This is a genomic window from Phocaeicola oris (assembly GCF_021295095.1).
GTDB classification, from domain to species: Bacteria; Bacteroidota; Bacteroidia; order Bacteroidales; family Bacteroidaceae; genus Phocaeicola; species Phocaeicola oris.
Window position 1 is genome coordinate 151,793 of sequence record NZ_JAJLQX010000001.1, and the last position, 23,192, is coordinate 174,984.

The 23,192-nt window shown below is 36.5% G+C and carries 24 protein-coding genes; 12 read left to right on the forward strand and 12 right to left on the reverse strand.

Annotated features, from left to right (window positions below; genetic code table 11):
* Positions 1-115 precede the first annotated feature (115 nt).
* Entirely contained in the window at positions 116-976 is an 861-nt protein-coding gene (locus tag LO761_RS00700) for a sigma-70 family RNA polymerase sigma factor (protein ID WP_272816413.1), read from the forward strand.
* 143 nt (positions 977-1,119) lie between these two features.
* Positions 1,120-1,593, forward strand: a complete 474-nt coding sequence (locus tag LO761_RS00705) for a hypothetical protein (RefSeq protein WP_272816414.1) — start codon at positions 1,120-1,122, stop codon at positions 1,591-1,593.
* On the opposite strand, the gene LO761_RS00710 is transcribed toward LO761_RS00705, so the two are convergent.
* The gene (locus LO761_RS00710; RefSeq protein ID WP_272816415.1) at positions 1,582-2,241 is read right to left on the reverse strand and encodes an HAD family hydrolase; all 660 of its coding nucleotides are present in this window, start codon (positions 2,239-2,241) and stop codon (positions 1,582-1,584) included. The genes LO761_RS00705 and LO761_RS00710 overlap by 12 nt on opposite strands.
* Positions 2,242-2,321: 80 nt before the next feature.
* On the opposite strand from LO761_RS00710, the gene LO761_RS00715 reads away from it, so the two are divergent.
* The 8 genes from LO761_RS00715 (at position 2,322) to LO761_RS00750 (ending at position 10,230) form a co-directional block, all read left to right on the forward strand.
* Positions 2,322-2,717, forward strand: a complete 396-nt coding sequence (locus LO761_RS00715) for a hypothetical protein (RefSeq protein WP_272816416.1) — start codon at positions 2,322-2,324, stop codon at positions 2,715-2,717.
* A gap of 10 nt (positions 2,718-2,727) precedes the next feature.
* The gene (locus tag LO761_RS00720; protein WP_272816417.1) at positions 2,728-3,879 is read left to right on the forward strand and encodes an MFS transporter; all 1,152 of its coding nucleotides are present in this window, start codon (positions 2,728-2,730) and stop codon (positions 3,877-3,879) included.
* Between the two features lie 494 nt (positions 3,880-4,373).
* Positions 4,374-5,624 (forward strand): nucleoside permease, encoded by a 1,251-nt coding sequence (locus LO761_RS00725; RefSeq protein ID WP_272816418.1) that lies wholly within the window; start codon positions 4,374-4,376, stop codon positions 5,622-5,624.
* On the forward strand, positions 5,621-6,187 hold the full coding sequence (locus LO761_RS00730; protein WP_272816419.1) for a bifunctional nuclease family protein: 567 nt from the start codon (positions 5,621-5,623) through the stop codon (positions 6,185-6,187). Before LO761_RS00725 ends, LO761_RS00730 begins: the two co-directional genes overlap by 4 nt.
* Positions 6,188-6,190: 3 nt before the next feature.
* Entirely contained in the window at positions 6,191-6,892 is a 702-nt protein-coding gene (locus LO761_RS00735) for a 16S rRNA (uracil(1498)-N(3))-methyltransferase (RefSeq protein WP_272816420.1), read from the forward strand.
* Positions 6,889-8,391, forward strand: coding sequence for a DUF4836 family protein (locus LO761_RS00740; protein WP_272816421.1), 1,503 nt, complete (start codon positions 6,889-6,891; stop codon positions 8,389-8,391). The genes LO761_RS00735 and LO761_RS00740 overlap by 4 nt, the downstream gene beginning before the upstream one ends.
* A 1-nt stretch (position 8,392) precedes the next feature.
* The gene (locus LO761_RS00745) at positions 8,393-9,037 is read left to right on the forward strand and encodes an ATP-binding cassette domain-containing protein (protein ID WP_272816422.1); all 645 of its coding nucleotides are present in this window, start codon (positions 8,393-8,395) and stop codon (positions 9,035-9,037) included.
* Positions 9,034-10,230 (forward strand): ABC transporter permease, encoded by a 1,197-nt coding sequence (locus LO761_RS00750; RefSeq protein WP_272816423.1) that lies wholly within the window; start codon positions 9,034-9,036, stop codon positions 10,228-10,230. Before LO761_RS00745 ends, LO761_RS00750 begins: the two co-directional genes overlap by 4 nt.
* A 52-nt stretch (positions 10,231-10,282) precedes the next feature.
* Here the strand turns inward: LO761_RS00750 and LO761_RS00755 are convergent, their stop codons facing one another.
* From LO761_RS00755 to LO761_RS00775, 5 genes are all read right to left on the reverse strand, one after another.
* Positions 10,283-11,578: an LA_2272 family surface repeat-containing protein gene (locus LO761_RS00755; RefSeq protein WP_272816424.1), complete on the reverse strand. Its 1,296-nt coding sequence runs from the start codon at positions 11,576-11,578 to the stop codon at positions 10,283-10,285.
* Entirely contained in the window at positions 11,575-13,236 is a 1,662-nt protein-coding gene (locus LO761_RS00760) for an AMP-binding protein (RefSeq protein WP_272816425.1), read from the reverse strand. Before LO761_RS00760 ends, LO761_RS00755 begins: the two co-directional genes overlap by 4 nt.
* A gap of 440 nt (positions 13,237-13,676) precedes the next feature.
* The gene (locus LO761_RS00765) at positions 13,677-14,360 is read right to left on the reverse strand and encodes a YggS family pyridoxal phosphate-dependent enzyme (RefSeq protein ID WP_272816426.1); all 684 of its coding nucleotides are present in this window, start codon (positions 14,358-14,360) and stop codon (positions 13,677-13,679) included.
* 36 nt (positions 14,361-14,396) lie between these two features.
* Positions 14,397-14,873 carry a DUF4494 domain-containing protein gene (locus LO761_RS00770; protein ID WP_272816427.1) on the reverse strand — a complete coding sequence of 159 codons (477 nt, stop codon included), beginning with the start codon at positions 14,871-14,873 and terminating at the stop codon, positions 14,397-14,399.
* A 45-nt stretch (positions 14,874-14,918) separates the two neighbouring features.
* Complete coding sequence (locus tag LO761_RS00775) at positions 14,919-16,154, reverse strand: fucose isomerase (RefSeq protein ID WP_272816428.1); 1,236 nt, start codon at positions 16,152-16,154, stop codon at positions 14,919-14,921.
* A 152-nt stretch (positions 16,155-16,306) separates the two neighbouring features.
* On the opposite strand from LO761_RS00775, the gene LO761_RS00780 reads away from it, so the two are divergent.
* Positions 16,307-17,554 (forward strand): ABC transporter permease, encoded by a 1,248-nt coding sequence (locus LO761_RS00780; protein WP_272816429.1) that lies wholly within the window; start codon positions 16,307-16,309, stop codon positions 17,552-17,554.
* A gap of 3 nt (positions 17,555-17,557) precedes the next feature.
* Here LO761_RS00780 and cobC read toward each other — a convergent pair whose 3' ends face one another.
* Genes cobC through LO761_RS00810 form a run of 6 tightly spaced genes read right to left on the reverse strand, consistent with a single transcriptional unit; the run spans position 17,558 to position 22,105 of the window.
* Positions 17,558-18,085: an alpha-ribazole phosphatase gene (cobC, locus tag LO761_RS00785; RefSeq protein WP_272816430.1), complete on the reverse strand. Its 528-nt coding sequence runs from the start codon at positions 18,083-18,085 to the stop codon at positions 17,558-17,560.
* Positions 18,082-18,831 carry an adenosylcobinamide-GDP ribazoletransferase gene (gene cobS, locus LO761_RS00790; RefSeq protein WP_272816431.1) on the reverse strand — a complete coding sequence of 250 codons (750 nt, stop codon included), beginning with the start codon at positions 18,829-18,831 and terminating at the stop codon, positions 18,082-18,084. Before cobS ends, cobC begins: the two co-directional genes overlap by 4 nt.
* A 1-nt stretch (position 18,832) precedes the next feature.
* Positions 18,833-19,873, reverse strand: a complete 1,041-nt coding sequence (gene cobT / locus LO761_RS00795) for a nicotinate-nucleotide--dimethylbenzimidazole phosphoribosyltransferase (protein WP_272816432.1) — start codon at positions 19,871-19,873, stop codon at positions 18,833-18,835.
* A 13-nt stretch (positions 19,874-19,886) separates the two neighbouring features.
* Positions 19,887-20,420, reverse strand: coding sequence for a bifunctional adenosylcobinamide kinase/adenosylcobinamide-phosphate guanylyltransferase (gene cobU / locus LO761_RS00800; RefSeq protein ID WP_272816433.1), 534 nt, complete (start codon positions 20,418-20,420; stop codon positions 19,887-19,889).
* Entirely contained in the window at positions 20,417-20,956 is a 540-nt protein-coding gene (locus LO761_RS00805) for an FHA domain-containing protein (protein ID WP_272816434.1), read from the reverse strand. The genes cobU and LO761_RS00805 overlap by 4 nt, the downstream gene beginning before the upstream one ends.
* A 9-nt stretch (positions 20,957-20,965) precedes the next feature.
* The gene (locus tag LO761_RS00810) at positions 20,966-22,105 is read right to left on the reverse strand and encodes an HU domain-containing protein (RefSeq protein WP_272816435.1); all 1,140 of its coding nucleotides are present in this window, start codon (positions 22,103-22,105) and stop codon (positions 20,966-20,968) included.
* A 147-nt stretch (positions 22,106-22,252) separates the two neighbouring features.
* Here LO761_RS00810 and LO761_RS00815 point away from each other — a divergent pair, with 147 nt between their 5' ends.
* Positions 22,253-23,026 carry a DUF4738 domain-containing protein gene (locus tag LO761_RS00815; protein WP_272816436.1) on the forward strand — a complete coding sequence of 258 codons (774 nt, stop codon included), beginning with the start codon at positions 22,253-22,255 and terminating at the stop codon, positions 23,024-23,026.
* Positions 23,027-23,192: the final 166 nt, after the last annotated feature.

The window sequence follows — 23,192 nt, forward strand, 5'->3', positions numbered from 1 at the left end:
TGCGAAGCAATTTACACATCCTTTGTTTTGACTTTGGAAGATAAAAATAAATTGATATTCATAATGAAAAGTCAATAAAATATTGTATCTTTGAACCCAAATTCTATTTTAAAGAATGAGACAGTTAAAGATTACCAAAAGTATCACTAACCGAGAGAGTGCGTCTTTGGACAAATATCTGCAGGAAATCGGTCGTGAAGATTTGATTTCAGTAGAGGAAGAAGTTGAACTCGCTCAACGTATTAGAAAAGGAGACCGCAGAGCTTTGGAAAAACTTACACGTGCAAACCTCCGTTTTGTAGTGTCTGTTGCCAAGCAATATCAGAATCAGGGATTGAGTTTGCCTGATTTGATAAATGAAGGAAACCTGGGATTAATCAAGGCTGCAGAGAAATTTGATGAAACGCGTGGATTCAAGTTTATCAGTTATGCCGTTTGGTGGATCAGACAGTCAATATTACAAGCATTGGCCGAACAGTCGCGTATTGTCCGATTGCCGTTAAACCAAGTAGGTTCACTGAATAAAATTAGTAAAGCCTTCTCAAAGTTCGAGCAAGAGAATGAACGTAAGCCATCACCAGAAGAATTGGCCGACCAACTTGATATTCCTGTTGATAAAATATCTGATACGCTGAAGGTATCCGGTCGTCATGTCTCTGTTGATGCTCCTTTTGTTGAGGGAGAAGATAACAGTTTGCTTGACGTCCTGCCTAATGAGGACTCTCCAATGGCCGACAGGGAATTGGTTAATGAATCACTTTCGAAGGAAATCGACAGAGCACTATCTACGTTGTCCGAAAGGGAAAAGGAAATAATCCAGATGTTTTTCGGAATAGGTACGCAAGAAATGACGTTAGAAGAAATTGGCGATAAATTTGGTTTGACACGTGAACGTGTGCGCCAAATTAAGGAAAAAGCCATCAGAAGATTAAGAAATAATTCTCGTAGTAAGTTGCTCAAAGCTTATTTAGGATAAGCAAAGCTTGGTTTTCTAACAACAGTCAAAAGCCTAAGTTTGATGTTTTTATCAAGCTTAGGCTTTTTTCATGTTTTTTTCTTTTGACGTCTTGGTGGATGTAAAGATTTGCTTTATCTTTGTAACGTTATAATTTGAAATCAATGAAATCTATAAGAATCTTTTTAATCTTAAGCCTCTGTATGCTGCTTTCGGTCTCTTCTATCTATGCTAAAAAAGAGAAGAAAGAAAAACAAAAAACCGAAAAAGAACAGAAAGCGAAAGAAGATAAAGGAAAAGAAGAAAGTGTATATATCTTTGGTGTCTCTGCGTCGTTCCTTGATTCGTTGGTTTACTTTACCGATATAGAGGAACTTCAAGGCGTGCGAATCAAAAAGGATGGGCTACTTCCCTACAGACAGGAATACAGTAATCAACTGAAGAATTACATGGAACAGACTGAGGGACTGACAAATCGTACATGCTTTATCTACTTTAACAAGAAAAAGAAAAAGTTGGATAAGCTGGAAACAAAACTAAAACAACGCTACGCAAAAGGAGGAGCATTATATATTCAACAAGTGAATCCAAATACGTTCCACTTTGAAAAATACGAGGAACAAGTATCACAGGAGTGATTCAATTTGCCTCATAAGCTCTTTAAATGTATAATCCACAAAATTAGGAATGACAATATCTGCCATTCCTTTTATTTTTTCCGCAGAATTGGTTGTTGCCAAACCAACGACTGTCATCTTAGCATCACGTCCGGCTTTGAGTCCACTGAAAGAATCTTCGAAAACAATAGCTTGATCAGGAGTGACTCCACATGTTTCCGCGCCTAAAAGATAGCAATCAGGATAGGGTTTGGATCGGGTAAAACGTTCAGCCGTTAAAATATAATCGACAAGTTTTTTAATCTCCGGATGATGACGGTAAACAATCTCCATCTTCTTTATGTTCGAACTGGTAACAATGGCTGTCTTTACCCCATGATTCCGCAAGTTTGTGATGAAATCGACAGTTCCCGGTATATAGTTATATTCCATTGAAGACTCCCAATCATCTAATAATTTTATAATGGTATTTTGGACTTGAATTTGTTCAGGGAAATAAAGATCGCATATCTGTTTAAGCGTAGTTCCCTTTATTTTATAGCCGAAATCGGGAATCTCAGGATGATATTTTTCTCCTATCTTATTCCAAAGAATAGTATATTGCGTTTCTGTATCCAGAATCACTCCGTCTAAATCGAATAGGGCAGCTATCTGTTTATTCTTATCCATTGCTTTTTGTTTGATTTAACATTGCAAAGGTCGTATAATAATCTTATTATTCCTAACTTTGCAACGCTAAATAATTCTTAATGCTCTCAATTGAAATGAAAGGTTACATTACAACAGGCTTATTCGTTCTTATGTTTTGTTTGACAGCTTGTAGCAAAAAACCGGCAACTGAGAAATTAGCTTTGCTGACCAAGCGGGAAAATAAGAATTTTCCTCAGAGACTGAATGACTCTATTATGATTGACAGCACTACATTTGATAAAGCAACCAATACGAAAAGCTATTATTATACAGTGAGTAGGGGACTCGACAATCGGTTAATTATCACAGAGAATTATCTCTCGTTGTACAACGCGCTGAAAGAAGCTGTTCAGAATTCTGTTGAAATGCGCGACTATTTAAATGCAAACAGCACTATCCGTTATGTATATTACTCCGGATCAACACACCAGCAGTTGGCCGAGTTTAAGTTTTAAAAATAAAAATATGCTTGATGATTTTTTCTATCCCAATGACAACGTTAAAGTGTGGTCAGGGAATTTTATACTTTTAGCCTTTTCCGGATTTCTTACTTTTGCAATGGTTTATGGATTGCTTACGGCAAATACTATGAATCTGACTGCCGATGAAGACTACACATTTGGGCAAGCAGCCCTTTATATGAGTACTTTTGCCATCGGACCTTTCTTAATTGGAAGTTTTAACGCTTTCCTTATTGATAGATATAAGCGAAAGTCGGTTTGTCAACTTGCTTTATTGCTTTTAATCGTCACTACTTTTCTGCTACTTTACGTCACTACTCCTTCAGGCATTATGATTCTTCGACTTGCTCAAGGGATTTTTTTCAGTTTAGTAATCATGGCCGGAGGCAATACTCTTGCAATCGACGTAACCCCTTCACATAAACGGACGCATGCAAATGTATCGTATGCGTGGTCCATTCGTTTCGGATCCTTATTGGGTCTGATGTTCAGCGCGTTTTTTTATGGAACTATTCGGTACGAGCATCTTATTTATATACTCTGCGGACTTGGTCTGTTAGGCTTGATCCTTATGTTACCTGTGAAAGTCAAGTTTCATGCCCCTCTTAACCCTCCGATATTTTCTTTAGATCGTTTCCTTTTACTTAGTACGTTACGTCTGGCAGCCAACTTATTGCTTATTGGAATGATTCTTGGATTTCTTATCGGGCATAACTTCGACTATACATTCTTTCTATTGATAGCTGTAGGATTTGTTTTAGCAATAATATTTAATCGATTAAAACTGAATGATATATCCATTATAACAGGAACGGAAACAGGTTATGCCGTTCTGATTCTCGGTCTTGTATTGTCAGCTTTATCTACAGGAATTGTCAGTTATTACATAGGGTCGGTCATCACCGGAATCGGAATGGGTATCACTCTCTCTCGGTATTTATTGGCATTTATTGGCAAGGCACAACACTGCGAACGGGGAACAGCCGGCAATACATATATGATAACAATGGAACTGGGTGTATTATTAGGATTCCTTTGTGAGAATATATGGTTGAGTTCTGCGTCAAATCTCGATTATATTGTTTCATTCGTAATCTGTATATTTAGCGTCATTCTTTTTGAAATAAACAACATAAAGTCAAGGAATTCAAAATAATACATACCATATATCTTTTATTTCTTTCAGATGGATACCATTACTTTTTGGAAACCGACGGCATGTAACTGCAGGTCCGTACATGAGAATTTGGAAAGGGAGACGCATAACTTTTTCGTATTCATCAAAAGAGTTCATCCGGTCGTCCGGATGAGTTGCTAAAGTCATGCGTATGAGTTGCTCAGTTCATGCGTATGAGTTGTTAAAGTCATCCGCATGAGTTGTTCAGTTCATGCGTATGAGTTAACCGATTCATACGTATCACTTTCTCCGGTCTCTTTATGATAAAATTAAAGAGCCTAATAATGGAATAAAAGCATAGTTTAATACACATAGAAAAAGCGTTTCTTTCTTTTCCTTGGACTCAACAATATCATTCTGTTGACAGATACGATTGCTCATTATAGCAAGTTTAAGATAAAGTTGTTTAAACAGAAGAAAATTCATGTTTTTATACGTACCTTTGTGAATCAATAAACGAAAGAAATAATTCGATGAACAATAATAGTTTGGTTCTGAAGATACGGCTTGTTATCATGAACTACCTCCAATTTGCAGTTTGGGGAGCCTATCTTACTTCAATGGGAACTTTTCTGGTGAATATAGGAATGGCAGAGCACATTGGTTGGTTCTATGCTATGCAAGGTATTGTTTCACTATTTATGCCGGCACTGATTGGAATCGTAGCCGATCGATGGGTACCTGCTCAGCGTTTGTTAAGTTTCTGTCATATAGTAGCAGCCTTTTTTATGGGTGCTGCATATTGGTATTGTACGGTTTCTCCACAGCCTGCATATTGGCTGCTCTTCACGCTTTATTCGGTAAGTGTAGCTTTTTATATGCCTACCATAGCTCTTAGCAACTCTGTAGCTTACAATGCGTTGGCGAAGGCCGGACTGGATACGGTGAAAACTTTTCCACCTATTCGTGTGTTCGGGACTATTGGCTTTATTTGCACCATGTGGATTGTCGATTTGTTGGGATTCCAAAGTAATCAGGGACAATTCGCGGTATCAGCTATTGTTGGAATTATTTTAGGATTCTACGCACTCACTCTTCCGGCATGTCCAATTAACGAGACAACGGAGAAAAAGAGTCTGGTCGATTCATTCGGATTGCGTGCATTCACTCTTTTCAAACAGAAGAAAATGGCTATTTTCTTTATATTTTCTATGTTTTTAGGAGTCAGTTTGCAAATTACAAATGGTTTTGCCAATCCGTTTATTACCAGTTTCGGATCTAATCCCGAATATGCCGGAACATTCGGTGTTCAGCATGCTAACATATTGATATCACTTTCACAGGTTAGCGAAACCTGTTGCATCTTGCTCATACCATTCTTCATGAAACGATACGGAATAAAGAATGTAATGCTCATTGCTATGTTGGCATGGGTATTACGATTCGGATTGTTTGGCTTGGGGAATCCGGGGACCGGAGTGTGGATGTTTGTCTTGTCAATGATAGTTTATGGCGTTGCTTTTGATTTCTTCAATATATCAGGTTCACTTTATGTAGATAAATCAACCGACCCTGTTCTTCGTTCCAGTGCTCAAGGCCTGTTCATGCTAATGACAAATGGGATAGGCGCTACGATAGGAACCCTTTCCGCTCAAGCAGTGGTCAACGCATATACAGTAGATGGAATAACCAATTGGCAGCCTTGCTGGTTTATCTTTGCAGGGTATGCATTAGTGGTAGCAATATTATTCGCTTTGATATTTAAACCTAAAGAGACAACATGACAGAAAGTGACTTTATTGAATTGATAATAGAAGGAATGTCTACTATTCTTCATCCTGCGGAAGCCTATGCGCTGGTACTCAAAGAAGTCGGAGGAGAGAGACGGTTGCCTGTAATTATTGGAGCTCATGAAGCTCAATCTATACGGGTGATAATGGCTAATTATAAATTTCCTCGTCCGTTAACTCATGATTTAATGGTGAATTTGATGGAGAAAATGGATATTCACATGAAGAAGGCAGTCATTTATAAAGTAGAAGAAGGGGTATTCTATTCCTATATATATATGGAATATCAGGGAGAAGAGTTTAAATTGGATGCCCGTACCTCGGATGCTATTGCACTGGCATTGCGTTGTGGTGTTCCACTGTATACATTACGAACAATTATGGAACATGATCACATGAGCGAGGATGCAGAAGGGCATACATCTGTGACTGTCAATACTGTGGATTTGCCCGAGTTGAAGAGAGCACTCGAGAAAGCTATTCGAACTGAAAATTATGAGTTAGCTGCTTCACTTCGTGATGAAATCCGTCGTCGTGAAGAAGAACAAAAGCAATGATGTATGCGTCTTTTTTATACTCCTGACATAGAAAAATCGCCTGAGCTACCCGAAGAAGAAGCAGCTCATTGTCTACGTGTGCTGCGCCTAACGACGGGAGATGAGATTACACTTACCGACGGGAAGGGATTCTTCTACAAAGCAACGATTTGTGCGGTAACAAACAGACGTTGTCAAGTGAAAATTATTGAAAAGATTCCGGAAAAGAAAGGTTGGACGGGACATATTCATATAGCTATGGCTCCGACCAAAAATATGGACCGTACGGAATGGTTCGCAGAAAAAGCAACAGAGATAGGATTGGATGAATTAACATTCTTGAACTGCAAATTATCGGAGCGAAAAGTAATAAAAACAGAACGCATAGAAAAGATACTCATTTCGGCAGTGAAACAATCATTAAAGGCATCAGTTCCTATATTGCATGAGATGATTGATTTCAAAAAGTTTATTGCTCAACCTATAAGCGGACAGAAATTCATCGCTCACTGTTACCCCGACGTGAAACCTTTACTTAAAGATATTGCGAAAGAAAAAGAAGATGCTTTGATTATGATTGGTCCTGAAGGAGATTTTAGTAAAGAAGAAGTAGATGCTGCAATTAATGCAGGATTCCAGCCGATAAGTTTGGGACAATCCAGATTGCGAACAGAAACGGCCGCATTAGTAGCAAGTCATATTCTAAATTTAAAGAATCAATTATGAAACAAATTCTATGGAAGTCGTTAATGCTGTTACTCTTAGTATTCACATTGACGAATTGCTCAAGTAAATCGAATTATACGAGTGTTATTCCAAAAAATGCTTCGTTAGTTATTGGGTTCGACTTTAGAGCAATGTATGAGAAAAGTGGCGTAAAAGGAACGAAAGAAGGAGAACAATTGATAGAATCTTTTACTAAACTTTTAATCAGTCAGTTTGGAAATGAAAAGAATATAAAGGAGTATATCGAGAATCCGGAGAAGACAGGATTAAAATTGACGGATAAGGTGTATGTTTTTTCAAGTTATCAGTCTAAATTTTTTGGGTTGGTAATGCACGTCTCCAGTGTAAGCAGATTGAAGAAATTGATAGAATCGGAGAACAAACAATTAAATAAGGAAAGTGGAATTTATTATCAAGTAGAAGATAATGCTGTCATAGCATTTAATAGCAATACACTTTTGATGGTCTCTTCTCAATACCCAAGCGATATCGGATTAAAAGATCAGGCAATTATGTTGATGAAAGAAGAATCAAAAGAAAATTCTTCATCCGAGATTAAGCAAGTTATTGAGAAGAAGGATGATATTGATTTATATTTAGACCTCAACTGCGTTCCGGATGAATACCTTTCAGAGGTTAAAATGGGACTTCCTGCAGACTTTAAACCGGAAGATGTGAAGTTCTTTGCTTCTGTGATATTTGAAAAAGGAAGAGTTAATATAAAATTGAATAATATAACAAAGAGTCCTAAGATAGTTGATATCTTTAACCAATTGAGTAAGGTTACTTCACAGATTAATGGAAAATTTATGAGTCTTTTCCCATCGAATACACTATTATGGCTTGGCTCAAACATAAAAGGAAAGGAACTGCTCAATTTACTGGAACAGAATCCGGCAATTAAAAATAATATTCAATTCTCAGAGATACCGGTTGATTTGGAACGTGTCATTTCTTCTATCCAAGGCGACGTAGCTATAGGAATCAATTCGTTCGCTACTCCCAGTTTTACTATTTACGCAGAGATAAATGATGATACTTTCTTGCAGAATACGCTTGATGAACTGAATCCGTTTGTTGATATGGCTATGGGAATGGCTTCCTTAAACAAAATAGGAAACAATATATACGTATTTAAAGCATATCCTTCAATTCAGGTTTGGTTTGGAGTGGAAGAAAATATGCTATTCGTAAGCAATAGTCAATTTGCGGCCGATCATTTTACTCAGGCAGTAGCCGGTTCTTTAAACAATAATGAATGGAGACAGAAAGTGACAAGTAACCGTGGCTTTATTGTTTTAAATTGCGCTCAACTGATTAGTGATTCTATGTATTCCGGTTTAAGTAGAGATAACCCGATAAATTTGGTATTATCTCCGTTCGATTATATAGCATTCAATAAAGTTGATTGGCAAAATGGAGAACTTAATTTAGTATTGAAGGATAAATCAGCCAATTTGTTAGAGCAAATAATTAAATTGGTTGCAAGTTTAAATTGATATGAACAGTATTGGCTTACGACAGATTTTGCCGAAAGTGTTTAAGAATCGCGCAGACTTACATTCAGATGTGTGGAATGAGAACATTGAATTCAAGAAAGGAGAGACTTATTTGCTTGAAGCTGCGTCAGGAACAGGAAAGTCATCTTTGTGCAGTTATATCTATGGCTATCGTTATGATTATATCGGAGAGATTACATTTGATGGTCGGTCGATTCTTAATCTAAAAGTGAATGATTGGGTAAAGATACGCAAGCAGCATCTGAGTATTTTGTTTCAGGAACTGAGGTTATTTCCGGAATTAACTGCTTATGAAAATATAAAGTTGAAGAATTCATTAACCCATTATAGAAAGGAAGATGAAATTAAGACTTGGTTTGAACTGTTAGGCATAGCTGATAAAATGAAGACTAAAGTTGGACAAATTTCTTTTGGTCAGCAGCAACGTGTTGCTTTCATCAGAGCTTTTTGTCAACCTTTCGATTTTATTCTTTTGGATGAACCCATCAGTCATTTAGATAATGAGAATGCCCGTGTGATGACACAAATTCTACTTAAAGAGGTAATGAACACGGGCGCAGGTTTGATAGTAACTTCTATCGGAAAACATTTACCCATGGTTTATTCAAAAACGTTACAACTATGAATTTGGTTTGGAAATTACTACGCAAGCATATTAGTGTCGGGCAGTTTTGTGGATTCTTCCTTGCTAATCTCTGCGGCATGTTTATTGTGTTGCTAAGTATTCAATTCTATAAAGATGTGTTGCTGGTATTCACTGAAGGTGACAGTTTTATGAAGAAAGATTATGTCATTATCAGTAAACCTGTTAGTACCATCGGATCACTTCTTGGTAGTAAATCTGGATTTGCAAAGCGCGATATAGAGGAAATGAAACTCCAGCCATTTATTCAACAAGTAGGAGAGTTTACCTCTTCACAGTTTCATGTTACGGCAGGAATAGGCGACCAAGATTTGGGCGTAAATATGTCTACTCAAATGTTTTTTGAATCTGTCCCTGATAACTTTGTTGATATAAAAAAAGATAATTGGGCTTTTGATTTCGATTCCAATGAAATTCCTATTATTCTTCCTCGAGACTATTTAAATCTATATAACTTTGGCTTTGCTAAAAGTAGAAATCTCCCACAATTAACCGAAAATTTGATAAAGATGGTCAGTCTGGATATTACAATAAGCGGTAATGGGCAGAGAGATAATTTTAAAGGAAAACTTGTTGGATTCTCAAACCGATTAAATACTATCTTAGTTCCTGAATCGTTTATGAAGTGGGCTAATGAGAAGTATGCTTCCGATAAAAGAATAAATCCGTCACGTCTGATTTTGGAAGTGAATAATCCTGCCGATGAACGCCTTGTACAATACATTCAGAAAAAGGGCTATGAAACAGAAAAAGATAAATTAGACGCAGGTAAAACAACTTGGTTCCTGAAGGTAGTCGTTGGTATTGTACTTACTATTGGAATGGTTATCAGCTTGCTATCTTTCTATATACTTATGTTGAGTGTATTCCTCCTGCTACAAAAGAATACCACTAAGTTGGAGAATTTACTGCTCATAGGCTATTCTCCTTCAAGTATTGCTAAACCTTATCAATGGCTTACTATATGTTTGAATCTTTTTGTACTTATTAGTGCCATTGTGTTGGTATTCGTCATGCGGGATTTCTACATTGGTGCGTTAGATAAAGCTTTCCCCACATTGGGGACAGAAAGTTTTATGCCAACTGTCATTATTGGCATTCTATTATTTGTGCTGATATCTGTTTTAAATTGTTTAGTGATTAAGCGTAAAGTACTGAATATTTGGCATAAATGATATAATGTCTTCTGTACATGAGCTTATATTCTTCTGTCTTCTAAAGAAATAATCAAAATAGAATGACGCCTAATTCAATAATTGGTTTATGTTGATATAGTTTGTTCTTATTATAAAAACGAGTCCAACTATATCCGACTGAGGCCATTAAAGCAATATTTTTTGAGATTTGATATTCTACGTTAACTCTGGGTTGGAGAGAATACATTCGTTTAGGTGTATGGGCATCTTTATTACTAAAACTCTCGATATGATAAAAACCTCCATCACCGCTAAAAGACAGCTTCTGCGTTAAAGGAAAATGTAATCCGGCACGGTAAAACAAAGCACCCGATAATTTCTTCTTCAAACCAAGATATTGTGTTCCTATACCCAAGATAGTATAAGTTCTGTGATTAAGAAATCGGACAGCAACATTTCCTTTACTTAAATTACCGCCATAAGTCATCATTTGAATACGGGTATGAGGATTTATATTAACTAAACCTATTTTGATTGTAGTTGTATCTTTACTATGATTGAAGATTCCAATTTGTACCCCTTTCGCATTCCCTTCACATAAGTTAATGACTCCAATTTGCGCGCCATGTAGCTTGCCTGCATAATTTCCTATTCCTATTTGGATACCTCGCATTTGCTCTGCACACACATTTGCTAAAGCTGAGAATTGGGTTGCATGATGGGTATTTACAGCAACATTCATCACTCCGGCCAACTGCAATCCATGAACTCTATCAATGCCAATATTGGTAAGTCCGGCAAGTTGAAAGCCGTTCATGCTTGATCCTGCTACATTCATGATACCGCTCAATTGCATCCCACGCATATTTTGAGCCGTTATATTAGCTAATCCCGACAACTGCAATGCCGAAGTATTACCTCCTGAGATGGTTAGCAAACCACCTATAGAGATTCCTTTTATATTTCTTCCACCGATATTTCCAATAGCTGAGATTTGCAAACCATTCAAGTCATTGCCACCGATATTCATTAATCCGCCCAATTGAAATCCTTTGAGATTTCTGCCTGTAACATTTACCGCACCTGCAATTTGAATACCGGTTGCGTCGAGTCCCGTAATATTTGCCAAGCCTGCCAACTGAAGACCGGTCATGTCACGCTGAACTATACTGGAAATGACATTGATTCCAATACCTTTTAATTGATGGATATTGGTTAGTAATCCTAAATTAAAATAAGATGTACGTGATTGTTTATCAGAATTTGTTATATTTAATGATATGTTAGGGCTGCTCTTCATCTTCTGCACCTTATTTTGCGCGAAAATAGGAGTGAGACTAACTACGGAATTCACTAATATTAAAAGAAGTAATGTTTTAATTCTCATGAGATAACATCTTGATATAAGAATCGCTTAATGCTTTTCTTTGGAGTTTTTTCGAATTCTTCAGGATAGATTTTTACAGTCGAAATGGTTGAATAAGAAGGTACAACGGTATTAAGCATTGCGATATTTTCTTCCATAGCCTTATTTAATTGTTCTTCCGAAAGTTGGTGTGCGCTTACCGCATCATAATCCGGATAAACCAAAGCTGCCAACTTACCGTTAGCCTGTTGGATAACAAGGCTTTCTGAGACATAAGGCATATTATTTAAACGCTCTTCAATCTCCTCAGGATATATGTTTTGCCCTGAAGGACCTAAAATCATATTCTTGTTCCTTCCTCTGATAGTCAGATTCCCTTTTTCATCCATAATACCAAGGTCACCGGTATGCAACCATCCTTCTTTATCAATAATGGCATCAGTAGCTTCTTGATTTTTATAGTAACCAAGCATGACATTCATACCACGGGTTAATATTTCCCCAACTTCATGTTGCGGATTAGCACTGTCAATTTTTAATTCCATGCGAGGAGCTGTTTTACCACATGAACCCAATTTAAAACTTTTCCAGTCTTCATACGAAATAATCGGAGCGCATTCTGTCATGCCGTAACCTACTGTATAAGGAAAATCAATGCTCTTCAAGAATGCTTCAATCTCTTTATTGAAAGCAGCTCCTCCAACTATTACTTCGTAGAAGTTTCCACCAAAAGCATTAATAACGTACTCACGAACTTTTTCCTTTAATTTATCACTGATAATAGGAATACGCATCATGAGCTTTGCTGTTGGATTCGCTAATTTAGGAAGTACGTTCTTCTTTATTATTTTCTCTATAATTAAAGGAACTGCTACAATTAAATTAGGCTTTATTTCATTACAAGCATCGAAAATTATTTTAGGACTTGGAATGCGGGTAAGGAAATAAATATGACAACCGGAACAAACTTCGTAAATAAACTCAAAAGCTAATCCATACATGTGAGCCATAGGCAGCATAGATACCAATTTATCTCCGGGATTCAAATGAAAAACTTCACGTGCAAAGTCCAAGTTCGACCATATAGCTCTATAAGGAATCATTACTCCTTTTGAATTACTTGTAGTTCCTGATGTATAGTTAATCATAGCCAATTCCTCAGGATTATCACGGCGATAAGAGATGTGTTCCTTGCGGAAGTTACGAGGATATTTCTTGCCAAAGAGTTCATTCAAATGCTCGCGTGCATAATCCAATTTCTTAGATCGTGATATTTGTATGGTAAAGTTGTTCATTTGAATGATACCTTCCAGATTTGGCATGGCATTTTCGTTCAGGTTTTCCCAAACCTGATTACCGACGAACAACATTCTGGATTCTGAATGATTGATGATAGTATGAACATTATCAACATTAAATTCGTGAAGAATAGGAACGGCTACAGCTCCGTATGTAAGAGTTGCAAGAAATGTTACACCCCAGTGTGAACTGTTCTTTCCACATATAGCAATCTTATCACCGGGTTGGATTCCAACCTCCTCAAAAATGATGTGTAACTTTTCTATTTTTCTTGCTAAATCTTTATATTGTAAAGTTGCGCCCTTGTAATCGGTAAGAGCATCTAAGTCCCAATTGTTGATGATGCCCTTTTCGAATTCGGCAATGAAGCTATTTTCCATTTTAACGTTCGTTGGTTTGATAAATGCACATATTGAATTCAACTGTGCAAAGATAGTTTTTTAAATTTACTCAACAAATGAATTGAAATGAATTTAGCCTATTTTGTGTAAAAAGGAATATATATTGTGTGTTTTATTCTATCATCTCCTTTTTATTTATTCTGATGCCTTGTTTTCATTATCGTAGTAAATAAATCTATCAAATAATAAAGCGGAGCGCGATAAAGATAAACGCTCAAAGTGATACGTATGAACAGATAAACTCATCCGCATGAACCGAGCAACTCATGCGGATGACTTGAGCAACTCATGCGGATGACTTGAGTAACTCATACGCATGAACCGATTGACTCATACGTATTGACTTTTTTCCTTTTCTTTATGACCCAATCTAACGAACCAAACAGAAAGATAGAAACTCTTTTTAAGCGCGTTTGTATTTATTGATTATAATTGATATAATTGCGTTCTCCGAAGATCTTCGTTCCGATACGTACCAATGTGCTGCCTTCTTCCACGGCAATATGATAATCGTGTGTCATTCCCATTGAGACTTCTTTAAACAACGTATCATTTTTGAAATATTTTCCCTTGATTTCATCGAAAAATGTCTTTAGGTTATGAAATTCTTTGCGAACTTTAATAACATCAGGCGTATTTGTTGCCATGCCCATCACGCCACATAGATGAACATGGTCAAGTGCTTTCCATTCTCCCATGTCAAGCATTTGCCTGCATTCATCGAAACTAAAACCAAATTTGGTATCTTCTTCGGCAATATGAATTTGCAATAAGCAAGGTATAACACGATGATACTTTGCTGCCTGTTTATTAACTTCGGAAAGTAATTTAAAGGTATCAATACCGTGGATAATCGAAACAAAAGGAGCGATATATTTAACTTTATTCGTTTGAAGATGACCAATGAAGTGCCATTCAATGTCTTTTGGAAGTGTGTCATATTTCTGAGTCATTTCCTGAACATGGTTCTCTCCAAAGACGCGCTGACCGGCATTATATGCCTCCATAATCATCTCGTTAGGATGAAACTTTGAAACGGCGACAAGTCGTGTGCTTAATGGTAACTCTTTGCGAATCTCTTTAATGGTTGACTCAATACTCACAATATTACTTCTCCAAAAATTTAATAGTTATATCCACTATTTAGCTGATTCAGAAAATTCAGGTTTCTCTTCTTTCGATTTAAAAGGGAAAACATCCATGATAGGAGTTTCAATAATAGAAGAAATCACGAAATCCTGCATCGATCCTTTCATTCCTTCATCAAGTTTTTTTACGGCATCATGAAAATTAGCAGCCTGAACTAACACGTAACTTGATGTTTTTTTCTCTATACCACGTTTCTCATCCAAAGTAATAAAAGAAAGTTTAACTTTAAACCAGCGGTCGGCTGCCTCTTCATCTGAGGTGAATAGCTCTGTATAATTTGCTCTCTTAATATCAGATACCGAAAACTCTCCACTGATATACGGAGTCATTTCTTCTATAATACGAGCTTCTGCTTCTGTAAAACTCAAAGCATCAACTAAGTATGGTTCTGTTACTTTTTTATTCTTGCCATCTTCCATGATTTTCTCATAGCGGACTTTACATTCAAACCAGTTATTTGTTTCCATTTATTCTTCTTTTTTATTTAGCGTGGCAAAGATAACCAAATTTCTTCAATATACGGATTTACAATCATAAAGTTGCATGAATTCTTTTATCACTTGAACGTGATCACCCGTAATGATGATATGATGATTTCCCAAGTTATGGTTATAAAAGTAACTGACAGACTTTTCCATCATAATTTTCAACTGGGTGCGTCCTAAAAGAGGAAGTTCTGTATTGTCTATGATATGCCCCCGCGATACAAAATATTCGTCAATACATTCTCCTCCACATTTCAGAATGGTTACTTCTTCATGATCCAGAATACCTTGAATGGCGATGCCTTTCTCTGTACTTGCTTCATTCCGAATGTTATAATAATTGGTCAATGCAGTTGGAATACTGGAATGAGAAATAACAAAAGTATTATCATCCTCATTAATGAACGAAACGTTTCCCATGAAATTTGGCAAACCGGTCAGAATTTTAGCGACCATCATGGTAATAACCGATTGTAAATCCCCATCGCATGCAGTAGTAATACCTTCATTATTCAATAATGAAGCAGCTACATTTCCGGTTATATTTAATTTATCAAGCATAGGAGAGGAGGTGTACATCATAGCATCAAAGTTATTTTGCTCAGCGTATGTCTTTAATGCTTTATAAAGATGCAATCCTTTTAGTAGTGCGTCGGGGTCTCCTTCATGATATTCTGTTGCGTCATTTACGAACTGAGTTGCAAGTAGTCCGATTTCATCATCTGTTACCTTATTATATAGAGACATAACTTCTTTAGGATCAACATTGACAAGTTCAACTCCCCACCGACGTTTAGCCATCAGATAATCAACATTACTTGCTATATTCCATGGAGAAGGAAAACCTATCACGGCAATACGTTTTGTTTTAATTTCCCTACGAGCAGCGAATACCCAATGATCGTCAAGAATATGTTTTGCCATTACTTCCGGAGTTCCATGAATAAGCTTAACTTTCATTCCCTTAGTGCGAATCCATGTTGCTATTTCCAAAGCTGCATTCAAAGATTTCTGTTGTCCATCGCAAAGTAAGTGGATAGGATAAGGCAAATCGTCAAAATATTGAGTAACAATATTTTCAACTTGCGAAGTCGCGATGAAAGCCATTTTATATTCATCTGCAGGAATAGTGTTTATCTTATTTAAAGAAATGAGATAAAGCTTGAAATACTTTTCTATTTCTTGGAAAAAAACTTTATGTTCCTCGTAAACTATTTCTTTCTTGAAAGGTTTATTTTGAAATACAATGAGGTATAGATTCATAAGTATTTTTTAATTTAATAGTAAACAAATATAAGCCTTTTAATTATTCATACAACTTTTTATTACTTAAATTATGCTTAAAATAAAAGGAAAGCCGACTTTTTATCTTTCTTTGATGTTATTTCGTATATTTGCAAGGAAATTTTTATCCGATGAATTGGAAATATTTTATAGCAAGAAAAATTTATCATAACGATGAAGGAGGGAAAAAAGTTTCCAAGCCGGCTATTCGTATTGCTATGGCAGGAATCGCAATAGGTTTGGCAGTAATAATTGTTTCTGTTGCTGTCGTTATCGGATTTAAAAACCAAGTTAGAGATAAAGTTGTGGGGATTGGTTCAGACATTTTTATTTCTAATTTTGACGTTCAAGGAACATACGAGACTTTACCTGTAGTTGTAAATGATAGCTTATTAAATGTTATTCAGGCTGTTGACGGTGTAATGCATGTGCAACGTTACTCAACTAAACCTGGTATGTTGATGACAGAAACAGACTTCTCAGGTATGGTATTAAAGGGGATAGGTCAGGATTATGATACAAAGTTCTTAAAAAAGAATATGGTAGAAGGCGAGATTCCTGCTTTTAGTGATACAGTGTCCTCTCAAAAGGTATTGATTTCCAAGACAAATGCTAATAAACTGAAGTTAAAAATGGGAGACTCTTTTCTTTCATACTACATAGAAGGAGATAATATTCGTGCTCGTAAGTTTATAATCTCTGGCATTTATCAGACAAATTTCTCAAATTACGATAATCTTTTTCTAATAACCGATTTATATACAGTGAATCGATTGAACAAATGGAAGCCTGAACAAGTTTCCGGAATAGAAGTAGAGGTAAATGATTATTCTCGTTTGAATGATATAAAGGAGGCTATTCATGAGAAAGTGGATGTAAAAGCAGATAAGTATGGTGGTATTTATTTTACTCAAACTGTAGAGGAAGCTAATCCGGACATCTTTGCGTGGTTGGGACTACTTGACATGAATGTTTGGATTATTCTGATTCTGATGATTGGCGTTGCAGGTTTTACTATGATTTCCGGATTGCTTATTATCATATTAGAACGTACCAACATGATTGGAGTGCTGAAAGCCTTGGGAGCTAATAATTGGTCTATCCGCACTATCTTTCTGAACTTTTCTGCTTTTCTTATTGGACGTGGAATGTTATGGGGGAATTTATTTGGTTTGTTGATCTGTTTTCTACAATGGCAGTTTCATATTATAAAGTTGGACCCTGCAACATATTATGTTAACTATGTTCCTATAGAACTGAATATATGGATATTCCTTTTGCTGAATATATGTACATTCCTTATCTCATTGATGATGTTAATAGGTCCTTCATATCTTATTGCTCATATCCATCCGGCAAAATCAATTCGATACGAATAAGTTTCAGATCACAATCTTTACTATATCGCCATAGTTCGGCATGTGATCGCCAACTTCATCGAATGTAAAATGGTGAGCATATACTTGTCCGTCAATAAGCACTCCGCCATGAGTAAATAGAGCAACATTCAGATATTCTTTTTGCTTTAATTCATCCAGAAAGTCACTGACTCGTTTAAACTGATCAGAAAAGGATTCTCCATTCGTTGCCCGAACATGAATATAATCTTTATACCAATTTTGAAGATTCGGATCATGAATATCATCAAAGCTCTTCAATTCCCAATCTCCAAAATTGATTTCTAATATACGGCTATCTCTTTCCGCCTCAGCATATCCACAATAATCGGCCAATTTTACACATCGTTTTAAAGGGCTGCAATAAACCTTATCGAAATGAATATGTTTTATCTGCTCTTTTACCGCTTCTGCCTCTTGTTCAAACGAATCTTTTACTTCTACATCTGATTGTCCATAACAGATGCCACGTGGAACTTTAACGGATGTATGTCGAATTAAATATATGTTCATAAGGCATAATGTATTGCAAGTACGATGATATAAAAAGATAATTCAGTGATCAGAAACAGAGCTCCACAACAATCTCCTGTATATCCTTGAAGCCGTTTCTTCATCAGTCGGATTATTAAATAACATATCAATGCAGATACAATTAACGCAACGATGTATCTTGCTTGAAGTAAGAATATTGTTGGAAATAAACCGAGGGCGGCATTAACAATCATTGTCTGAGGCGGCATCTTATCATAAATAATTTTTGCTTTTGACTCTTCTTCTTTGCGTGCATAAGGCAGAATATTAATGATATGTGAGGAACAATACTTTGCCCATATATCACCACAGAACAAAACGGAATAAACCAATGGATAGGAAATAGAGGTGAGCGTATATATTAATAAGGTATAGTAAAGTATCAATCCAATGACTCCATACGTTCCGATATGAGAATCCTTCATAATTTCTAATATGCGTTCACGAGAAGTTCCTCCACCAAAACCATCGCAGAAGTCAGCTAACCCATCTTCATGTAAGGCTCCGGTTATAAGCAAGCGCGTCAATACGGTAAGAATAACAGCTATCGGCAATGGAAAAAAATGTGATGTTACAAATATGGTAAGTGCCATTAAGCCTCCTGTAAGATATCCCACCATCGGCCAGTAATTTACTACGTGCTTAAAATATATTGATGGAACATTAGTAATTTTCCAAAAAGGAAGACGGGTAAAGAAAATAAAAGCTGCAAGAATCTGCTTCATATCAAAAATATTTTGTGATAGACGCATGAGCAAAGTTATCCATCTCATTGATCATATTGACGGCCGACTGTACTATCGGGTAAGAGCATACTGCTCCGGTTCCTTCACCTAAACGGAGACCGAGATGAAGAATAGGATGTACATGCATAGCTTCCAAGACTAATTTGTGTCCTGACTCGTCCCCCTGATGTCCAAAAATGGCATATTCTAATACTTCAGGATAGAGTTTGCTGGCTGCTAAAATACAATTAGTCATAATGAATCCATCGACAAGAATAATCATGTGAAGTTCTGCTGCCCTGAGCATTCCACCGATTGCCATTACCATTTCAAATCCGCCAAAGTAGCTGATGTAGCTCTCAACCGTTCCATCACCTTTATAATTTTCAATCGATTGTTTCAATACTTCATATTTGTGTCGTACGGCTTCATCATCCAGTCCGCTACCGGCTCCGACACATTCTTTTAAAGGGATACCGGTAAATAAATGCATCCAGATGGAAGAAGGAGAAGTATTGCCTATTCCCATCTCGCCAAAGCTGACTACATTACAATTTTGTGCATAGACCTTATCAATGATTTCAGCTCCACGCTCAAGACATATATTACGCTGTTCATCAGTCATGGCTGGTCCATGGAGAAAATTCTTTGTACCACGTGCTATGCTATAATTCAAAATACCCGATGTTTTATACGGTATGTCATGGTCAACTCCTGCATCCACAATATCAAGCTTAAAATGATGTTGACGGCAAAGAAAAGATATTCCGCCTCCACCATGAACAAAGTTGCTCAACTGTTGCCATGTAACTTCTTTCGGTGACTTGCTGACTCCTTCATCTGCTATACCATGATCGGCAGCCAATAAAATATTATGCGGATTCTTCAAAGAAGGAGTAAGTGTTTGCTGGATTAATCCTATCTGCAAAGCCAACTTTTCGAGCATTCCCAAAGAACCTTTTGGCTTTGTCAGGTTATTTATTTTATCAATCAATACAGGTTTAATTGTCTGATCGGGTTTATAAATCTGAAAAGTTCTCATTGTATATAGTTTTTTAAAGTTTTCTTATCGGGGATTCTCCTTTTATGACTACGGGAATTCCGCTGACCATTAAGTAAACTGTATCGGCAATAGACGCAACATACTGATTCATCCAACCTTGCATATCGGTGAACAGTCGTTGCAATTTGTTCTCCGATACACCTCCCGAGCCAATTTCATTTGTTACAAATATAAAAGTTGCCTCCTGATTAGTGAATTGGGAAAAGTCTGTTTTTAAAGCAGTCAGAGCTTGGTCAACATCCGAATCCATATCAAAGAAATAATTGGTTCCCCACAATGTGATACAGTCGATAAGAATAACACGACCTTCCACTTTAACTTCATGGAGGTTCATATCTTTTTCAATGTTAGTCCATTCCGGTCCACGACGCTCTTTGTGTTTACGGACACGTTCTTTAAATTCATCATCCCAAATACGGGAAGTAGCTATATAAATGGGATGTTCTGATAGCTCGAGTGCTATTTTTTCAGCAAACTGACTTTTTCCCGATCGTTGACCTCCGGTAATTAGTATTATCTTTTTCATGACAGAACTTTTTTATTTTCTGCTGCACGAAGAATAATAGTTGTAGCTCCAAGATTTATGATGGCCCCATCGTCAATAATGCGGCATTCTTTCTCCAAAACCTCTTCATTCATAAGAAAAGTTCCCGTCAAACTATCATTATCTCGAAGTGTGTAAACTACTTTCCCTGTCTTGTTCACCTTTACATTAATAATACAATGCTGGCGATCAAGACTGGGATCGTTTGACTCAATGGGGACATCTAATTTAATTGTTCGTACGCGCTTACCAATCATATTGTCACCTTCTTTTAATGGAAGAACTTGTTTGAAAGCAAAGTCGTTTTTTAGTACAACAATACTTCCAAAATCGTTTTTATTAGCTTCTTCGTCCGGATGATCATCTCGTTGTAAGGGCTTAACAGGTGATTTGCCAATTCGAATTTTGAATTCTTTGTGACAATTGTCGCAAACAAATACAAGGGATTGGCCTTCAATATACTTCGTTTCATCAAACATGATATAATTATCACATTTGGGACATCGAACTCTTTTCATATTTTATGATCATTTAGTATGGAGCACCCAAGCACTTTGATATATTCCTTGTTGCTTCAACTCATTTGCTCTCTTATAAGCTGCAGTTTCATTGTCAAAACTTCCGGCAGACACACGGAAATGTCCATCGCCTTCGACAATGCTTAACTCCGTTAAATTCTTTTGAGCTTCAATAAAATGTTGGGCGCCTGATTTTGAATCCAGACTGGCGATAATGATATGATAGCTGTTGTTTTTCTTCACAGGTATTGCTGCAGGTGTACTTTCAGCAGGTTCTGATACGGGTTCTACTGCAGTTCTTACTGATGTGGAAACCTCAGTTGTAACTTTGTCTGTTAAGTTAATTGGCGCAGATGATTCTTGATTCGATTGAACATTCGAAGAATTTGTCTTTGTATTTGATGAAGAAACGGGTTCGGTACGAACAACTTTTGGCTTTTCATGCGTCTTCATAGCCTCTGAGGAATAGTTTGGATTAATTACATTAAGGGCTAATGATTGTGACTTTAACGCACTAAATAACTCATCGGTACTTAAAGAGGCATAACTGTCATCATCAACATACGTATTTTCCAATGGAGTGGACAAGACAAAGAACAAAAAAATTGCTGCTGCTACGGCAACTACATCGCCTAACCATCGCATAGGAATTACTTTTTGTTGTTTCTCTGCCGACTTTTCTTTCTGAACATTTAAAGGTATTATTTTCGAAGCAATCGGAGCTTTTTTACCTAACGCATTGACCTGAAACGAATTGAAAGCATATAAAGAAGGAGTTACAATTTCTTCTTTATCCGAATGAAACTCGTATATACCATGAATATTACAGCACAATTTGCCTAAATGAGGAATCTCAACCCCACCTTCTTTATAAAGACAATCCTTTAATTTTTCTACTTCTTTTTTTATTTTTCGCGTAGCATCGGGGAAATCGGTATGATAAGTCTGCATATAGAACTGAACAAGTAATCCGTCGTTTATGGTTAATTTCGGATTAAATCCTATAGTACGCTTAGGAGGATAGTAAATATGTTCCGTAGTATCATAATAAGCCGATTGATAGTGAGCAATAAATCCGCCCAATTCAGGAACAATAACACAATCGTTCTCTAATAATAGAATTTCTATATGTCTTATCAATTCATTCATACGGCAAATTTAAGAATATTATTCTATTTCATCTAACTTTTCTCACGAAAATAAAACACCCTCTTAAAATAAATTGTAACTTTGCAAGAAGAGTAAAAATAAATGAAAAGTCACAGCAAGCTTAACCTTATGAAAATAACTTACTTGATGGTTATTATTTTACTTTTTTCTTTTTCATCGTGCAGACATTCTGATAAAGAGCATGTAAAGATGGAAGAGAATGAGGAAGCCAAAGCTATGTTGCAAGGGGTTTGGTTAGAAGATGAAACAGATGCCCCACAGCTGCGTGTTTCAGGCGATACTATTTACTATGCCGATGAGTCGGTCGCCCCCGTTTGCTTTAAAATCTTTGGTGACAGCCTTATAACATACGGTGGCGTGACCAACGAATATAAAATAGAAAAGCAGGCTCCCCATATTTTCTGGTTTCATACTTTGTCGGGAGAGGTAATTCATCTGCATAAAGCCGAAAGAGAGATTGACTTATCTGAGTTTTTGCATAAAGGCAATGTTCCGGTTTATGAAGAGGTAATTAAAAAAGATTCGGTTGTTTGGTATGACAACCATCGTTATCACGGCTATGTTTACATTAATCCTTCTGAAATTAAAATTGTTAAACCCAGCTTAACCAGTGATGGTATTATAGTAGATAATGTCTATTACGATAATATTATTCATATTTGTGTATACGAGGGTAAACAAAGCCTTTTTGCCAAAGATATTACAAAACAAATGTTTGCCCATTTAATTCCATCTGATTTCTTTGAATATGCGGTACTCTCCGATATGAATTTCGGCTGGGTAGATGGAAAAGGTTATCACTTTCAAGCCAATCTCTGCATTCCGGATGAAGCATCCTGCTATTTAGTAAATCTTACTGTTGGGAAAGAAGGTAAGATAGACTATAAACTTGTTCAATAGACTTGCTCTGTAAAACTTATAAAAGCAATACTAAAGAAATCATTCTTTTATTTTTCTTTTCTAACATGCTATATGATAATGTTTTGAAGGAATAAGATACCCGTTTCTTTAAATTCCAATATAGGAGAGAATGAAAAGGGGTACGGATGGATTTACCTATTCGTCA

What these genes read in the sequence shown, in the direction of transcription:
- LO761_RS00700 (WP_272816413.1), top strand. Translation starts at nt 116, where the DNA reads ATGAGACAGTTAAAGATTACCAAAAGTATCACTAACCGAGAGAGTGCG.
- LO761_RS00705 (WP_272816414.1), top strand. Translation starts at nt 1,120, where the DNA reads ATGAAATCTATAAGAATCTTTTTAATCTTAAGCCTCTGTATGCTGCTT.
- LO761_RS00710 (WP_272816415.1), bottom strand. Translation starts at nt 2,241, where the DNA reads ATGGATAAGAATAAACAGATAGCTGCCCTATTCGATTTAGACGGAGTG.
- LO761_RS00715 (WP_272816416.1), top strand. Translation starts at nt 2,322, where the DNA reads ATGCTCTCAATTGAAATGAAAGGTTACATTACAACAGGCTTATTCGTT.
- LO761_RS00720 (WP_272816417.1), top strand. Translation starts at nt 2,728, where the DNA reads ATGCTTGATGATTTTTTCTATCCCAATGACAACGTTAAAGTGTGGTCA.
- LO761_RS00725 (WP_272816418.1), top strand. Translation starts at nt 4,374, where the DNA reads ATGAACAATAATAGTTTGGTTCTGAAGATACGGCTTGTTATCATGAAC.
- LO761_RS00730 (WP_272816419.1), top strand. Translation starts at nt 5,621, where the DNA reads ATGACAGAAAGTGACTTTATTGAATTGATAATAGAAGGAATGTCTACT.
- LO761_RS00735 (WP_272816420.1), top strand. Translation starts at nt 6,191, where the DNA reads ATGCGTCTTTTTTATACTCCTGACATAGAAAAATCGCCTGAGCTACCC.
- LO761_RS00740 (WP_272816421.1), top strand. Translation starts at nt 6,889, where the DNA reads ATGAAACAAATTCTATGGAAGTCGTTAATGCTGTTACTCTTAGTATTC.
- LO761_RS00745 (WP_272816422.1), top strand. Translation starts at nt 8,393, where the DNA reads ATGAACAGTATTGGCTTACGACAGATTTTGCCGAAAGTGTTTAAGAAT.
- LO761_RS00750 (WP_272816423.1), top strand. Translation starts at nt 9,034, where the DNA reads ATGAATTTGGTTTGGAAATTACTACGCAAGCATATTAGTGTCGGGCAG.
- LO761_RS00755 (WP_272816424.1), bottom strand. Translation starts at nt 11,578, where the DNA reads ATGAGAATTAAAACATTACTTCTTTTAATATTAGTGAATTCCGTAGTT.
- LO761_RS00760 (WP_272816425.1), bottom strand. Translation starts at nt 13,236, where the DNA reads ATGGAAAATAGCTTCATTGCCGAATTCGAAAAGGGCATCATCAACAAT.
- LO761_RS00770 (WP_272816427.1), bottom strand. Translation starts at nt 14,873, where the DNA reads ATGGAAACAAATAACTGGTTTGAATGTAAAGTCCGCTATGAGAAAATC.
- LO761_RS00775 (WP_272816428.1), bottom strand. Translation starts at nt 16,154, where the DNA reads ATGAATCTATACCTCATTGTATTTCAAAATAAACCTTTCAAGAAAGAA.
- LO761_RS00780 (WP_272816429.1), top strand. Translation starts at nt 16,307, where the DNA reads ATGAATTGGAAATATTTTATAGCAAGAAAAATTTATCATAACGATGAA.
- cobC (WP_272816430.1), bottom strand. Translation starts at nt 18,085, where the DNA reads ATGAACATATATTTAATTCGACATACATCCGTTAAAGTTCCACGTGGC.
- cobS (WP_272816431.1), bottom strand. Translation starts at nt 18,831, where the DNA reads ATGAAGCAGATTCTTGCAGCTTTTATTTTCTTTACCCGTCTTCCTTTT.
- cobT (WP_272816432.1), bottom strand. Translation starts at nt 19,873, where the DNA reads ATGAGAACTTTTCAGATTTATAAACCCGATCAGACAATTAAACCTGTA.
- cobU (WP_272816433.1), bottom strand. Translation starts at nt 20,420, where the DNA reads ATGAAAAAGATAATACTAATTACCGGAGGTCAACGATCGGGAAAAAGT.
- LO761_RS00805 (WP_272816434.1), bottom strand. Translation starts at nt 20,956, where the DNA reads ATGAAAAGAGTTCGATGTCCCAAATGTGATAATTATATCATGTTTGAT.
- LO761_RS00810 (WP_272816435.1), bottom strand. Translation starts at nt 22,105, where the DNA reads ATGAATGAATTGATAAGACATATAGAAATTCTATTATTAGAGAACGAT.
- LO761_RS00815 (WP_272816436.1), top strand. Translation starts at nt 22,253, where the DNA reads ATGGTTATTATTTTACTTTTTTCTTTTTCATCGTGCAGACATTCTGAT.